The following is a 15,174-nucleotide window of genomic DNA, read 5'->3' as shown; positions in this document are numbered from 1 at the left end:
TCTCTTAGCTTTGTGATAAGAGAAAAATTTTCATGAAATCCCAACCTAAAAACACCATTGAAAATCAACACATTACAGTTATGAAAATCCATTTAATATAAAATTCGTAAATTTGCACCGTCATAAAAAATTGATACCCATTTTTTTATGCTGGCCTGCATTTTGATGCAAAGTAGGCATTCAAGTTGTTCAGTACACATATCTGTAATTACCTCATCAGTAATTTAATTGTAGAATCTATGTAAGAGATTAATTTCTTTTTTACATGATACACTCTTTTTCTAGAGTATAATCTATTGAAATATTTAAAATAAACATAAGGCCTCATGGTTCTTATACATTATTTTTTTGTTAAAAGCTTTTATCATTAAAAGCTTAGTAAATTATTTTATCCTATCCTCATCAGCAGGACAACTAAAGCTAAACGCATATAACGAATTGGTGTACAGTTTTTTATATCATTTATTAATTCAAAAATTCTGAATATGGAAAAAAATGAAAACAGTAGAAAAGTAAAACTTAAAGTGGAAGATCTGACTATTATTTTTGGCAAAAACAAAGAAAAAGCTCAGGAACTTTTAGACAAAGGCTTTTCCAAAAAGGAAATTCTTGAAAAAACAGGCTGCACCATAGGAATCAATAAAGCCAGTTTTGAGATCTATGAAGGAGAATTCTTTGTGATCATGGGACTTTCCGGAAGTGGAAAATCCACATTACTGCGCTGTTTAAACAGACTGAATGAGCCTACCTCAGGAAAAGTATACATCAATGACGATGATATTACCGGTAAAAACAACAAAGAACTGCTGGAAGTAAGAAGAACGGAAATGAGTATGGTTTTTCAGAAATTCGGATTGCTGCCTCATCATACGATTTTAGACAATGCAGGTTTCGGGCTGGAAATCAGAGGAGAAAGCAAAGCTTCCCGCGATGAAAAAGCACAGAAAGCATTAGATATTGTTGGCTTAAATGGTTTTGAAAATCAATACCCTTCTCAACTTTCAGGAGGAATGCAGCAGAGAGTTGGGCTGGCAAGAGCTTTGGCCAATGATCCTGAAGTACTGCTTATGGATGAGGCTTTCTCCGCACTGGACCCATTGATAAAATCTGAAATGCAGGATCAGATGCTTGAACTGCAGAATACTTTACAAAAAACCATTGTCTTTATTACGCACGATCTGGACGAGGCCATTAAAATCGGAGACCGTATCGTCATTATGAAAGATGGTGTCATAGAACAGATAGGCACAGCAGAAGATATTTTAACCAATCCTGCCAGCGATTATGTGAAAGCATTCGTGGAGAAAGTAGACCGTAAAACAATTATCACTGCCAGATCTCTGATGTTCGACAAAGCTACGGTAGTACGTTTCAGAAAAGACGGTCCGGAAGGAGCTTTAAGAAAAATGAGAGCTACCGGATTAGAAAACTTGCCGGTGGTAGATTTTCAAAATAAATTTCTGGGCTTTGTAACCCTTAACGATGTTGTTCGCATAGCCAAAAAGAAAGAACCAACGGTGGAATCAATTATCAACAGTAATGTTCCTTCGGTTTATCCTGAAGTTACGGTAGAAGAAATGTTACCGTTAATTTCCGGAAGTAAATCAGCCATCGCAGTAATTGATGAAGACAACAAATTTTTAGGTCTTGTTACCCAGTTATCTCTTGTCATAGAAGCGACCAAGTTTAACGAAGAAGAAATTATTGAATTAAAAGAAATCGCAAACAACCAATAAGATGAATAAAACTATAGATATAGGTCAATATGTAGAAACTGCAATCAATTGGCTCACAGAAAATGGAAAACCTGTATTTGATGTTATAAAACATGTAGGAAACTCCTCTATCATGGGGATTGAATGGGTATTAACAAACACTCCTTTTTATGTAATCATTCTCTTTTTTACCCTGCTGGCATTATGGAAAGCCGGAAAAGGCATTGCTGTGGTAACTGCAGCCGGACTAAGCTTAATATTTTTAATGGGATTATGGAAAGAAACCATGGAAACGCTGGCACTTATTTTTGTGTCCACCATTACTGCCCTTATCCTTTCTATCCCTCTGGGAATTTTGGCTGCTAAAAGCAAAATAGCCGACAAAATCATTCGCCCTTTACTGGATTTGATGCAGACAATGCCCGCATTTGTCTACCTGATTCCTGCTGTACTGTTTTTCAGTATTGGTAAAGTGCCCGGTGCTTTTGCAACCATCATTTTTGCCATGCCGCCCGCGGTACGATTAACAGCATTGGGAATTGAAGCCGTTCCGAAAGACATTGTGGAAGCAGCACGAGCTTTTGGGGCAACCAACCGACAGATTCTGTTTAAAGTAGAGCTTCCTTTAGCAATGAAAACGATCTTAACAGGGATCAATCAGACCATACTGTTATCCTTATCCATGGTGGTGATCGCAGGAATGATTGCTGCAGGTGGTTTAGGTGAAAAAGTACTGGAAGGAATTAATAACCTGGATATCGGATTAGGATTTGAAAGCGGATTATCCGTTGTGATTTTAGCCATTATCCTCGACAGGATTACCCAGGGATTTGTAAAGAAAAAGCAATAAGATGAAACAATTAAAATATCTGTTTTTTCCCGTTTTAATGTTACTATTTACAGCATTAAGTTCGTGTGAAAACATAAAAAACTCTAAATATATTACCATCGGAATGGTAGATGGCTGGGCGGAAGATGTAGCCATGACGCATATTGCTAAAGCTATTCTGGACGAACAAGGATATCACGTTATTATTCAAAAAGCCTCTACAGATATGATTCTGGCTTCAATGAATAATGAAGATACAGATCTTTTCATGGGAGTCTGGCTTCCTTACACCCATGCCAAAAAGCTTGCTAAATTTCCGGGACTGACTCATCTTGGAACCAATTATGACAACGGCCGTATAGGATTGGTCGTACCGGAGTATGTTCCTGTTAGCTCTATTGAAGAACTTAATCAACATAAAGATCAATTCAGCCACAGAATTATTGGAATCGAAAAAGGAGCAGGATTAACCACCGGAACTGACAAAACAATTATTGATTATAAACTGGATTATCAACAGATCAACTCCTCTACCATTGCTATGATCACCGAATTGCAGAATGCCATACAACGAAAAGAATGGATTGTGGTAACGGGATGGCAGCCTCACTGGATGTTTGGAAAAATGAAGCTTAAGTTTCTTGATGATCCAAAAAAAATATATGGAGAAGCAGAACAGATTAAAACCTATTCCAGAAAAAGTTTTGGGAATGACCATCCGGAACTGGCCAGATTCTTTGCTAAACTTCATTTTGATGATGAAAATATGTCTGACCTTTTAATGAAAATGGAACAGAGTAAAAATAAAGAAGCTACCGCCAAAGAATGGGTGAAAGATCACTCGGACCTTGTACAGTCCTGGCTGGATAAAAATTAATAAACAATTTGGTATTATCAAAAATCCTCAGCTCCACACGGTTCTGAGGATTTTTTTATCGACATAGATTAATTGATTTTTTCTCTATGAAGTAATATTATTAGTAATCGCAAAGGCGCAAAGAAATTTAATAACATACTGCTTCAAGGCGCGAGAACATTTCGACTTCGCTCAATGGGAGATTTTCAGCAAGTTTGTTTCAGTTAAAATTCAACAGAATTAAATTTTATCAAAGATAAAATCCTTGCGCCTTAAAGTATATTTAAAGGAAAATTCTTGCGTCTTTGCGCTTTCCAATATCTCATAACTATCCCATTGATTCTTTGATCTTCTCCCGATGGATTATTCCCCAATTGACTAATGTTTCTGTCACAGGAAATACAGATTTTCCATATTCAGTCACCGCATACGTTACAGTGATAGGTTTCGTATCCTGAATGGTTCTGGTGATCAGAAGGTTTGTTTCCAGTTCTTTTAATTCTTTGCTCAGCATTTTGGCGGATATTCCTTCAATACCGCGTTCCAGTTTTTTAAAATGGATCATTTGATCCGGTCTGTTCGTCAGATATCGTAAAATCATCAGTTTCCATTTTCCTCCTAAAACATCCAGACTGTCCCGCATTGCGAACAGTTCTTCCGTACAGCTGGCTTCTCTTTCGATGCCGTTTTCAGTAATTTTTGCCATAATAGTTTCATGAAGGTAACTAGTTACCATTAGTTAACTAGTAGCAAATATAAACTATTCCCTCTTTACATTTGTGTATCAAATTAACAATAATGAAAGCAGTTATTTTAAATAAAAACGGAAAACTGGAAGACGGCTTTACCGAACAGCCAAAACCTAAAGATAATGAGGTTTTAATCCAGATTAAAGCCAGTGGTTTCAATCCTATCGATTATCAGATGCTGGAAAACGAACTGGAAAGAAAGCTAATCAGTTCACCTATATTAGGAAGAGAACTATCAGGAATCATTGCTGGCAAAGGGGCCGAAGTTTCACAGTTCAATATTGGTGATGAGGTCTATTGTGGCAGCGGCTCTATGGGAAGCAACGGTACTTACGCAGAATATATTGCCGTACCTGAAGCTATTGTATCTTTTAAACCAAAAAATATCTCGTTTGAACAGGCGGCTTCCATTCCTTCAGCAGGACTTACCTCTTTACAGATCTTTAACCGTCTGAAGTTAAATCCGGAAAATACAGTTCTTGTAACAGGTGCAGCTGGAGGCGTTGGTTCATTTTTGATCAAACTTTTACTGGCCCATAATATCCGGCAGATCACAGCAACCGTTGGCAGTGAAGAAAACCGGCACATGCTTCTTAATTTAGGATTAAAAAGTCATCAGATCGTTAATTACAGAGATGAAAATCTCATTGAAAATATTTTAAAAGCCAATAATGATCAACCTTTTGAATATGGAATCGATCTCGTAGGAAATTATATGTCTGAAGTGACGGCAGAAGTTTTAAAGATTAATGGAACTTATGTTGATGTAACAGCTTTAGTCACTAAAGATGCTCATGAAGCATTGTTCAACAAAGGAACTTTGATTATGAATATCTCCAATTACACTTACGGAATGATCAAAAAATATGAATATTACAAGAACAGCTTACTTGAAATAAAAAAGCTCATTGAAAACGAAACGATTCTTCCTCCACAGCATAAACTCATAGGAAATCTTTCTCTGGACACTGTTCTGCAGGCGCATTCTCTATTAAAAAATAATCAGACACAAGGTCATAAACTTATCATGAAACACTAAATTATGAACAAAATACCAAGACGGATCGTAACAGGAATTAAAAACGGGAAATCGATCATTGTAGAAGACCAACAGGTAGAAAATGCAGTGGAACATTTTCCTGGACTGATCATTTCGGACGTGTGGAATACGCAGACAATGCCAGCAAGCTTAGAATTTGAAACCAGAATTCCTAACACCGGATTTCCGCAAACTCCCAAAAATGGTACTTATTTCCGGTATGTAGTGGTTCCGCCGGATAAAGATTTAGGGGTTGAGTGGAAAAAGAATGAACCTCATCCGATGATGCATCAAACTGCAACACTGGACTATATCATTATCCTTTTCGGTGAACTCTATCTGATCATGGAAGAAGGTGAAACACTTCTGAAAGCGGGCGATATTGTCATCCAAAGAGGAACCAATCATGCGTGGAGCAACCGTTCTGATGAACCTTGTATTCAGCTGGCCGTGCTGATAGATGCTGATATTTAAATTTATTTTGTTGGAAAACGCTAAGGTGCAAATAAAATAAATAATGTGTTTTTTTAAGGCACAAGAAAATCAAAGATTTTCATCAAGGATTTAATGCATATAGTATTAGAATTATACAATTTTATCGCAGATAAAATCCTTGCGACTTAAAAATATCACCAAAGAAAAAACTTGCGCCTTGCGTTTCCAACAAAAATCTCCCAATTTACAAAGCAGAAATTTCCAATAGTTTCTCCTTCATTTTTTCAGGCGTCATCTGTCCTTCCTGATAATACACCAGATTCTGATGCTTATCCAGGAATACCCATAAAGGATAAACAGGCTGATTTTTATTCTTTGACAAAGCAAGTGCCAATTCATGAATTCCTGAATTTCCATTCTGCAGGTATTCAAAATCCTGATTCTGGAAATGAATTTTCTCCTTCGTCTTCTCTGCCTCAAAATTCACAAAATAGAAATGATCATTCATCATACCCACCAGCTCTTTATCTTTACTCAAACGGTAAGATTCAATTTTACAGACCGCACACCAGTCTGTATAAAGGTGAATAACAACCGGCTTCGGATCTTCTTTCTGCTGTACCTCGAGATCAGAAAAAGTGCCTGTCTTCATCTGAGACAGATAAAAACAGGGCACTAACATTAAAAATAAAGCTATTTTTTTCATTTCAAAGTATATTTTACTCCCAGAAAACCTCTGATGCGCTGCATTGGGGCATAGCCGTATGCCGTATCAAAAGTATAATGATTGGGATTATTGACAGGATCATCAACATGTTTATCAAATGGATCAAACGGTCTCATCAAAGGATCTTTAGGGGCAAAATTGAATAAATTCTTAATTCCGCAGTACATCTCAAATCCTGATTTGAAACTCTTGGACACCTGAATATTAGCCAAAGAATAGAATGGTGAATATTCCGGGCGGTAGTCATTCACTAAAACAGGAAGTCGCATCGGCCCATAAAACTGTCCGGTAAAATCTACCGTCAGATTGTTCGGAAATTTATAAGTCAGGTTATAAGTTCCACTCCACTTTGGAGCATGCAGCTGCTGTGTTTTTTGATTTTCATTATCAAATTTCTGGTATACATCAAGATAAGTTACTCCTAGATTAACACTCAGCGGAAACTGAAATGCAAAATCAACGTTCAGGGAAGCTCCTCTTGAAATTCCATATCCGTGAAGATTATCATAAATAATTTTATCAGGATCAGAATCAAAATCTCCCACAATTTTATTACTGAAATAGGTATAGAATGCAGAAGCATCAAGATTGACCATTCGGTTTCCTACAGGAATTTTCCAGATATAATTCAGGTTTCCATTCACTGATCTTTCCGGCTTAAGATCTGATTTTACCACAACTTCTCTTGAACCTGTCAATGCAGCGTGATCTTCCGTAAATAAATTCACCACTCTGAAACCTGTTCCAAAATTGAAACGCAGCGTATGATACGGATTGGGTGAAAATTTCCATGCGAACCTCGGCGAATGTACGGAATGATGTACTTTATCATAATCATATCGGTATCCCAGCAATAAAATATGTTTATCATTAATTTCCCACTGATCCTGGACAAAAGCTCCCCAGATCGGAGATTTCATCGGAGCATTCGTGATACCGTCTGCAGCTAATGTTCCCGGTGTATTGTCATCATAAAAAGTCCTTTTAAAAGTAAGTCCGGCAGTAATATCATGTTTTCCGAAGCTTCTGTCCCAATACGTTTGTACAAAAGCGACCTTTTGCGTGGCATTGAAAGGATTGGATCCATAAAATGAATTCTGATCATGGTAGTTGTAGGAAAACTGAGTCACAATATGCTCTTTCATAGGCCATTCATACAAACCAAAAACCTCTGCCCGGTTGGTATAAATACTTTCTCCGTACACCTGATCACTGCCACGGTAAGATTTGTTCCACTGCATTTCTCCTCCAAAGCGGTCTTCATACAGATATCTCATTGCAAAACTTGCCTGTCTGTTTTCCTTTCTTTTAAAATTCCATTTGTTAAAAACTGAAATCCTGCTCTGTAAAGTGGCATCGGTAAAATTATCTTTATTCTGATCTATTCTTTCCTGAAAACTGAAATAATTTAAGCTTAATAATGAAGCGGCATTCTTTCCTACATTAAATTTGGTAGAAAGATCCAGATTATTTTCACTCCATGTGCTGGTCATCATATCAACACTCAATTTAGGAGCTGTCAAAGCATTTTTAGTGATAATATTAATAACCCCTCCCATTGCTTCAGAACCATAGATTGATGATGCAGGACCTTTTACTACTTCTATTCTATCTACCAGACTATTCGGGATTCCACTTAATCCATATACTGTTGAAAGTGAACTTACAATCGGCATTCCGTCAATCAAAATCATCGTGTAAGGTCCTTCCAATCCATTGATATGGATATCTCCTGTATTACAGACGGAACAGTTCAGCTGAGGTTTTACTCCGTTCACCATAGCAATAGCTTCAAAAATACTTGGAGTGGGATTTTTCTGGAAAAATTTCTGGCTGTAGATCTCTACTGCCACGGGACTTTTTGACCTACTCATCGGTTTTATGGTTCCGGTAACCACTACATCTTCAATATTACTGGTCTTAATTTCTTTTCTGGTAACTCTGGCAGAATCCAGGGTTTTATTGGCCTGCAAACTTAAGCTGTCTGTTTCCTGCGCAAAACAGTATGATGATAAAAAAGTAATAGAAAATAATATTCGCTTCATGAAATTATAATTGTTAGACAAATCTAACAATTATTTTTCAAATACAAAACTTAATGCAAAAAATATAGGTTGAGTCAATTCATGAAAAATGATTAAATTTGAGAAACTACATATCAAAGTAAAATGAGATATCATCAATCGGGAAATATCCCACCAAAAAGACACACAATCTTTAAGTCTCCTGAAGATAAATTTTACTATGAGCAGCTTTTCGGTACAGAAGGCTTCCATGGTATTTCTTCTCTGTTATATCATATCCACCGCCCTACGCAGATCAAATCTATCGGTGAGCCGAAAGATGTCACTCCCAAAATCGCTGTGGAAAAAAATGTTGCTCCAAGAATGTTTAAAGGAATGAATGTAACTCCTGAAGACGATTTTATGGACAGCAGAAAAATCCTTTTGATGAACAATGATCTGAAAATGGGATTAGCCAAGCCAAGAAAATCAATGGATTATTTCTACAAAAACGCAGAATGTGATGAGCTTTTATACGTTCATAACGGAGCCGGAATATTAAAAACTTTTGTAGGAGACCTTGAATTCGTAACCGGAGATTATCTTATTATTCCGAGAGGAACAATTTATCAGGTTGAACTGAAGTCTGATGATACCGTCTTTTTTGTATTGGAAAGCCACTCTCCTATTTATACTCCGAAAAGATACAGAAATGAATTCGGGCAGCTTTTAGAGCATTCTCCATTCTGCGAAAGAGACATGATTGCTCCTGCTTTCAAAGAACCAGTGGATGAAAAAGGAGAATTCCTGATTAAAGTTAAAAAAGAAAACCAGATTACGGACTTCATCTATGCAACACATCCGTTTGATGTAGTAGGCTGGGACGGATATTTCTATCCTTATAAATTCAATATTAAAAACTTTGAACCCATTACCGGAAGAATTCACCAGCCGCCACCGGTTCACCAGAATTTTGAAGGCCACAATTTCGTAGTATGCTCATTCTGTGCAAGAATGTATGATTACCATCCACAGGCTATTCCTGCTCCTTACAACCACTCCAATATTGATTCTGATGAGGTATTGTTCTATACAGAAGGTGATTTCATGAGCCGTAATCATATTGATTTGATGGACTTTACCCTTCACCCGGGAGGAATTGTACACGGACCTCACCCGGGAGCGATGGAAAGAAGCATCGGTAAAAAATTCACGGAAGAATATGCCGTTATGGTTGACCCTTTCCGTCCTTTGAAAATTACCGAAGAAGCTTTAAAAGTAGAAGATCCTTCTTATAAAACTTCATGGCTGGAATAAAACAAAAGAAATACTTTCTTTAATTTGAAAAAGTATTGCTGAATACATACAAAAGACGCTTTAAATCCTTTATTTAAAGCGTCTTTTTTCGTAATTTTGTGAGGTATGGTTAACATATTAGCCATCATTATTTTTCATGACGCATCCTAAGTAATGGTGGTTTAAAACAAAATCAATATTACATGTTAGAAAGAATCAGATTAGAAAGTCTACACCAAAAAGTAACCACGGCAGAAAATGCTGTAAAAATTATTAAAGACGGCATGACCATTGGGTCCAGCGGCTTTACAAAAGCAGGTGACAGCAAAGCTATTTTGCCGGCACTGGCAGAAAGAGGAAAAACAGAAGACCTTAAAGTCACTTTAATGACCGGAGCTTCACTGGGGCATGGTACCGACGGAAAACTGGCAGAAGCTAATGTTTTAAAGAAAAGAATGCCCTTCCAGGTGGATCCTATTTTAAGAAACAAGATCAACAACGGTGAAATTCTCTTCATCGACCAGCATTTGAGCGAAAGTGCCGAACTTCTCCACACCAAAAATCTTCAGAGCATTGATGTAGCCATTATCGAAGCGGCTTATATTGAAAGAGATGGAAGCATAGTTCCTACCACTTCTGTGGGTAATTCAGTAACTTTCGCTGCCTTAGCTAAAAAAGTGATCATCGAAATCAATACAGAAGTTCCCGAAGAAGTCTATGGAATCCACGACATCTACCAGGCTGAAGATTACCCTTACAGAAACGTTATTCCTATTGTAGCACCATGGAACAAAATCGGAAGAAAAAGCATTCCTGTAGATCCCGAAAAAATTGAAGCCATTGTGTTTACCAACCGTAAAGACAGCCCGGCAGATATTGCAGAACCGGACGAAAAGACAACAGCTATCGCCAAACATCTTCTTGCATTTTTCGAAAATGAAGTTCTGTTAGGACGTCTTACAGACAGATTACTTCCCCTTCAGGCAGGAATTGGTAAAGTAGCGAATGCCGTTCTTACAGGATTCAAAGACAGTAATTTTTATGACCTGACCATGTTTTCCGAAGTACTTCAGGACAGTACATTTGATCTGATCGATTCCGGGAAATTGAGTTTTGCTTCAGCATCATCCATTACCGTTTCTCAGGAATGTTATGAAAGAGTCTTAGGAAACCTTTCAAAATATAAAGACAAGTTCGTTTTAAGACCTCAGAATATTTCCAATACTCCCGGACTGATCAGAAGATTGGGAGTTATCGCCATCAATACTGCTATTGAATTTGATATCTACGGAAACGTAAATTCTACCCATATCGGAGGAACAAAAATCATGAACGGAATTGGTGGTTCCGGCGACTTTGCGAGAAATGCTTACTTAAGTATTTTCGTGACCCAGGCTGCATCAAAGGGTAATAATATTTCCCATGTTCTTCCAATGGTTTCTCACACGGATCATACAGAACATGATGTAGACATTCTGGTAACGGATGTAGGATTGGCCGATCTAAGAGGATTGGCGCCGAGAGAAAGAGCACAGAAAATCATTGACAACTGTGTTCATCCGGATTACAAAGAAGAATTGCAATCTTATTTTGACAGAGCCTGTGAAAGAGGAGGACATACTCCTCATTTGCTGGAAGAATCATTCAGCTGGCATTTACGATTTGCAGAAACCGGAAGTATGAAGCAGAAAACTGCTGTAGAAGCCGCTAATTAAAATTTTCATCAAAAAACAAATAAGACAAAAAGGACTGAATGCCAATGCATTTAGTCCTTTTTTCTGTTACATCATATCTGGTTGGTTCATATGACAAAAGTCTGTATAATATCCTAAAAATATTTATATGAATATAAAGTTATAAAGATTATCTTTGAAAGAAGAGCAGTATTTTTATGAGATGTAAAATACGTTGAACACCCTTTAATAAAAGACAAAATATGAATAATTACATCAGCGCAGAAGAAGCAATATATACTATAAAAAGCGGAAACCGTGTATTCTTTCACGGCAGTGCATGTACTCCCAACTACCTGATTGATGAGCTGGCAAGACAGTCTCACCGATTGCAAAATGTAGAAATGGTTTCCATTACCCAACAAGGCAATGTGGAAATTGCAAAACCGGAATACAAAGACAGCTTTTTCGTCAACTCGTTATTTGTTTCCACTCCTGTGCGTGATGCAGTGAATTCTGACAGAGGAGACTTTGTGCCTGTCTTTCTAAGTGAAATCCCTATTTTATTCAGAAAAAATATCCTGCCTCTGGATGTCGCAATTGTTACGGTATCTCCTCCGGACAAACATGGTTTCTGTACGCTGGGAACTTCTGTGGATATTGCAAGAGCAGCGGTGGATACTGCAAAAATCATTGTTGCCATCGTTAATCCCAGAATGCCAAGAACCCATGGAGACGGGATGATCCACATCAGCAGAATTCATAAACTGGTGTGGCATGAAGAAGAACTTCCTACCATAGATTATGGATCAAAAGTAGGTCCTGAAGAAATGCTTGTCGGAAAAAATGTAGCTGAACTTATTGAAGACAGATCTACCCTTCAGATGGGCATCGGAACCATTCCTGATGCAGTTTTAAAATGCCTTACCAACCATAAAGATCTGGGAATTCATACCGAAATGCTGAGTGACGGGGTTATTGACCTTATTCAGGATGATGTGATCAATAATAAATACAAAGGCTACAACGATAACAAAACCATTACAAGCTTCTGCTTCGGAACCAGAAAGCTGTATGATTATGTAGATGACAACACCGTATTTGCCTTCAGAGATGTGAGCGAAGTAAACTTCCCGATCAATATCATGAGAAACAAAAAAATGGTTGCCATCAACTCTGCCATCGAAATAGATCTTACAGGACAGGTATGTGCCGATTCTATCGGAACTATGCAGTACAGCGGAATCGGAGGACAAATGGACTTTATGCGTGGTGCCGCATTAAGTGACGACGGAAAACCTATCATAGCCATTACTGCAAGGACGAAAAAAGGAGTTTCCAGAATTGTTCCTTTTCTTAAACAGGGAGCTGGTGTAGTAACCACAAGAGGACATATCCATTATGTTGTTACTGAATACGGAACAGCCTATCTGTACGGGAAAAACCTTCGCCAGAGAGCACAGGAGCTCATCAGCATTGCCCATCCGGACGACAGAGAAATGCTGGAGAGAGCAGCCTTCGAAAGATTTAAACACTGATAATCAAAAGGTAAGCATTTCCAAATTATTTTTTATCTAAAATCTCAAAACATATTTTGAACCCAACTCCGCAAAATCATAAAAAAGCACTAATCTTTTGGCAGTATTTTTGATAAAACTCATTCAAAAACAAGCAAATTGAAAACTATATATAATTCGATACGGGAAGAAGTGATAAAGCATTCCAAGGTAAGGAATTCTGTTTTGGGGAATGTGAATGAATGGAAGCGAAGCCATTATATTATTCTTTCCGAAATTATTAAAGATGAACTCTCAGAAGCTGAAGAACTGAAAGGGGGGAAAAAATTTGAAATTGGAAATACCATTTCGCATGTCACCCTGCAACGTTTTTTTGAAAATGATTATCAGGACAAAACCCATAGTGATCTAAGATTTTTAAAAACATTGGATAAGATCTGTATTTTCTTAGGTTACAAAGACCTGAACGATTATATTCTATCTGTGAGACATAAGAAACAGGAAAATGAGGGATCTGATAATCAGTCATATCTTACGCAGATGGTCTATGACTACTGTGCTACCGCTTTTGAATTCTGCAGACAGTTTCCTGATCATAATACCAGTCTTTTTAAAGAGTTGGTATTTAATGATTCTCCATTTTTAGAACGGGTTTCACAATTTAGTAAAGAACTGTGTGATAAGGATTTTCATCTTGTTACTAAAAATAACAGGTCCAATTATGAAGTTTTTGACATTCATATCGTTACAGATGAACCGGACAAAAAAATACTGGAATCTCAGGAGTTCTGGAACCTTCTGTTCAAAGTGGGAGAAACAGGAGAAGAGCATTTTGTCAACCAGCTGAGCACTCAGATCTACTTCATCCGCAAAATAAACAATACCTGGAAGATATGGGATAATTATAATCCCGATGCCGGAATGTTAAACAGAAAGATAGAAACAATATAAAAAGAAAGCCGCAGAAAATTTCTACGGCTTTCATGTTTCGAAATATTTTTTTTCACTTGTCTTTTGTATTACAAATGTAAGTACCCGATTTTAAACGTAAGAAACTTAAATATACTTAAGTAAACTCTTCTTTAACTTTATGTTAAATATATTCAATGAATCCAGGGGAATATTTTCGCAATGTCTAAGATTTTTGTAATTTGCATACCAATAAAATAAAAGTAAAAGAGAAAATATGTCAACACTTACATTTGCCGAGAAAATAGCTCAAGCAGAAAATTTCTTACCGATTAACGGTACAGATTATATTGAGTTTTATGTAGGAAATGCAAAACAGGCTGCCCATTATTACAAAACCGCTTTCGGTTTTCAGTCTGTAGCTTATGCGGGTCCTGAAACAGGAGTAAGAGACCGTGCATCTTATGTGCTTCAACAGGGAAAAATCAGATTGGTATTAACTACCGGACTTAAGTCTGACTCTCTTATCAGTGAGCACGTAAAAAAACATGGTGACGGAGTAAAAATTTTGGCACTTTGGGTAGATGACGCTTATGCAGCTTTTGAAGAAACAACTAAAAGAGGGGGTAAACCGTATTTAGAGCCTGTAACTTTAACTGATGAGCATGGTGAGGTAAGAATGTCCGGTATCTACACCTATGGAGAAACCGTTCACATGTTTGTAGAAAGAAAAAATTACAACGGAGCTTTCATGCCTGGCTATGAAAAGTGGGAAAGTGACTATAAGCCTGAAGAAGCAGGTTTATTGTATGTAGACCACTGCGTAGGAAATGTTGACTGGAACAGAATGATCCCGACTGTAGAATGGTATGAAAAAGTAATGGGGTTTGTAAACATCCTTTCTTTTGACGACAAACAGATCAATACAGAATATTCTGCTTTGATGTCTAAAGTAATGTCTAATGGAAACGGATATGCAAAATTCCCTATCAACGAACCCGCTGAAGGTAAAAAGAAATCTCAGGTAGAAGAATATCTTGATTTCTACGAAGGAGAAGGTGTACAGCACATCGCTGTTGCTACGAAAGATATCATCCACACTGTAACGGAATTGAAAAAACGTGGTGTAGAGTTTCTTTCTGCTCCACCGGAAGCTTATTACGATATGGTTCCTGAAAGAGTAGGCCATATTGATGAAGATCTTAAAAAACTTCAGGATTTAGGTATACTTATTGATCATGATGAAGAAGGATACTTATTACAGATCTTTACCAAGCCTGTAGAAGACCGTCCTACTCTATTCTTCGAAATCATTGAAAGACACGGTGCACAAAGTTTTGGTGCCGGAAATTTCAAAGCTTTATTCGAAGCATTAGAAAGAGAGCAGGAAAGAAGAGGTAATCTTTAATTTTACATTAAAAATATA

The 15,174-nt window shown here is 37.3% G+C and carries 13 protein-coding genes; 10 read left to right on the top strand and 3 right to left on the bottom strand.

Annotation, left to right across the window (positions count from 1 at the left end; genetic code table 11):
- The first annotated feature begins 485 nt into the window (after nt 1-485).
- Genes FN817_RS19005 through FN817_RS18995 form a run of 3 tightly spaced genes read left to right on the top strand, consistent with a single transcriptional unit; the run spans nt 486 to nt 3,421 of the window.
- Entirely contained in the window at nt 486-1,736 is a 1,251-nt protein-coding gene (locus FN817_RS19005; RefSeq protein ID WP_142719302.1) for a quaternary amine ABC transporter ATP-binding protein, read from the top strand.
- Between the two features lies 1 nt (nt 1,737).
- A complete protein-coding gene (locus FN817_RS19000; protein ID WP_047424380.1) occupies nt 1,738-2,565 on the top strand; it encodes an ABC transporter permease in 828 nt (275 codons plus the stop codon).
- A 1-nt stretch (nt 2,566) separates the two neighbouring features.
- Nucleotides 2,567-3,421, top strand: a complete 855-nt coding sequence (locus FN817_RS18995; protein ID WP_142719301.1) for a glycine betaine ABC transporter substrate-binding protein — start codon at nt 2,567-2,569, stop codon at nt 3,419-3,421.
- A 307-nt stretch (nt 3,422-3,728) separates the two neighbouring features.
- Here the strand turns inward: FN817_RS18995 and FN817_RS18990 are convergent, their stop codons facing one another.
- Nucleotides 3,729-4,106: a winged helix-turn-helix transcriptional regulator gene (locus FN817_RS18990; protein WP_142719300.1), complete on the bottom strand. Its 378-nt coding sequence runs from the start codon at nt 4,104-4,106 to the stop codon at nt 3,729-3,731.
- A 92-nt stretch (nt 4,107-4,198) separates the two neighbouring features.
- On the opposite strand from FN817_RS18990, the gene FN817_RS18985 reads away from it, so the two are divergent.
- Nucleotides 4,199-5,188: an NADP-dependent oxidoreductase gene (locus FN817_RS18985; protein ID WP_142719299.1), complete on the top strand. Its 990-nt coding sequence runs from the start codon at nt 4,199-4,201 to the stop codon at nt 5,186-5,188.
- Nucleotides 5,189-5,191: 3 nt separating this feature from the next.
- Nucleotides 5,192-5,662: a cupin domain-containing protein gene (locus FN817_RS18980; protein WP_142719298.1), complete on the top strand. Its 471-nt coding sequence runs from the start codon at nt 5,192-5,194 to the stop codon at nt 5,660-5,662.
- Nucleotides 5,663-5,867: 205 nt separating this feature from the next.
- Here FN817_RS18980 and FN817_RS18975 read toward each other — a convergent pair whose 3' ends face one another.
- Nucleotides 5,868-6,329 carry a thioredoxin fold domain-containing protein gene (locus FN817_RS18975; protein WP_142719297.1) on the bottom strand — a complete coding sequence of 154 codons (462 nt, stop codon included), beginning with the start codon at nt 6,327-6,329 and terminating at the stop codon, nt 5,868-5,870.
- On the bottom strand, nt 6,326-8,395 hold the full coding sequence (locus FN817_RS18970) for a TonB-dependent receptor plug domain-containing protein (protein ID WP_185149924.1): 2,070 nt from the start codon (nt 8,393-8,395) through the stop codon (nt 6,326-6,328). The genes FN817_RS18975 and FN817_RS18970 overlap by 4 nt, the downstream gene beginning before the upstream one ends.
- A gap of 123 nt (nt 8,396-8,518) precedes the next feature.
- Here FN817_RS18970 and FN817_RS18965 point away from each other — a divergent pair, with 123 nt between their 5' ends.
- From FN817_RS18965 to hppD, 5 genes are all read left to right on the top strand, one after another.
- On the top strand, nt 8,519-9,670 hold the full coding sequence (locus FN817_RS18965) for a homogentisate 1,2-dioxygenase (RefSeq protein WP_142719296.1): 1,152 nt from the start codon (nt 8,519-8,521) through the stop codon (nt 9,668-9,670).
- A gap of 182 nt (nt 9,671-9,852) precedes the next feature.
- On the top strand, nt 9,853-11,364 hold the full coding sequence (locus FN817_RS18960; RefSeq protein ID WP_142719295.1) for a succinate CoA transferase: 1,512 nt from the start codon (nt 9,853-9,855) through the stop codon (nt 11,362-11,364).
- 221 nt (nt 11,365-11,585) lie between these two features.
- Nucleotides 11,586-12,860, top strand: a complete 1,275-nt coding sequence (locus FN817_RS18955) for an acetyl-CoA hydrolase/transferase family protein (protein WP_142719294.1) — start codon at nt 11,586-11,588, stop codon at nt 12,858-12,860.
- Nucleotides 12,861-12,998: 138 nt separating this feature from the next.
- Nucleotides 12,999-13,790: a hypothetical protein gene (locus FN817_RS18950; RefSeq protein ID WP_142719293.1), complete on the top strand. Its 792-nt coding sequence runs from the start codon at nt 12,999-13,001 to the stop codon at nt 13,788-13,790.
- Nucleotides 13,791-14,025: 235 nt separating this feature from the next.
- Nucleotides 14,026-15,156 carry a 4-hydroxyphenylpyruvate dioxygenase gene (hppD, locus tag FN817_RS18945; protein ID WP_105684476.1) on the top strand — a complete coding sequence of 377 codons (1,131 nt, stop codon included), beginning with the start codon at nt 14,026-14,028 and terminating at the stop codon, nt 15,154-15,156.
- Nucleotides 15,157-15,174 lie beyond the last annotated feature (18 nt).

This window comes from Chryseobacterium rhizoplanae (assembly GCF_900182655.1).
GTDB lineage: Bacteria > Bacteroidota > Bacteroidia > Flavobacteriales > Weeksellaceae > Chryseobacterium > Chryseobacterium rhizoplanae.
The sequence above is the reverse complement of the archived record's forward strand: the minus strand, read 5'-3'. Positions and strand labels throughout refer to the sequence as shown.

Coding starts and splice junctions, on each gene's coding strand:
- FN817_RS18970 (WP_185149924.1), bottom strand. CDS start 8,395: ATGAAGCGAATATTATTTTCTATTACTTTTTTATCATCATACTGTTTT.
- FN817_RS18965 (WP_142719296.1), top strand. CDS start 8,519: ATGAGATATCATCAATCGGGAAATATCCCACCAAAAAGACACACAATC.
- FN817_RS19000 (WP_047424380.1), top strand. CDS start 1,738: ATGAATAAAACTATAGATATAGGTCAATATGTAGAAACTGCAATCAAT.
- FN817_RS18955 (WP_142719294.1), top strand. CDS start 11,586: ATGAATAATTACATCAGCGCAGAAGAAGCAATATATACTATAAAAAGC.
- hppD (WP_105684476.1), top strand. CDS start 14,026: ATGTCAACACTTACATTTGCCGAGAAAATAGCTCAAGCAGAAAATTTC.
- FN817_RS18995 (WP_142719301.1), top strand. CDS start 2,567: ATGAAACAATTAAAATATCTGTTTTTTCCCGTTTTAATGTTACTATTT.
- FN817_RS18960 (WP_142719295.1), top strand. CDS start 9,853: ATGTTAGAAAGAATCAGATTAGAAAGTCTACACCAAAAAGTAACCACG.
- FN817_RS18990 (WP_142719300.1), bottom strand. CDS start 4,106: ATGGCAAAAATTACTGAAAACGGCATCGAAAGAGAAGCCAGCTGTACG.
- FN817_RS18980 (WP_142719298.1), top strand. CDS start 5,192: ATGAACAAAATACCAAGACGGATCGTAACAGGAATTAAAAACGGGAAA.
- FN817_RS18975 (WP_142719297.1), bottom strand. CDS start 6,329: ATGAAAAAAATAGCTTTATTTTTAATGTTAGTGCCCTGTTTTTATCTG.
- FN817_RS18985 (WP_142719299.1), top strand. CDS start 4,199: ATGAAAGCAGTTATTTTAAATAAAAACGGAAAACTGGAAGACGGCTTT.
- FN817_RS19005 (WP_142719302.1), top strand. CDS start 486: ATGGAAAAAAATGAAAACAGTAGAAAAGTAAAACTTAAAGTGGAAGAT.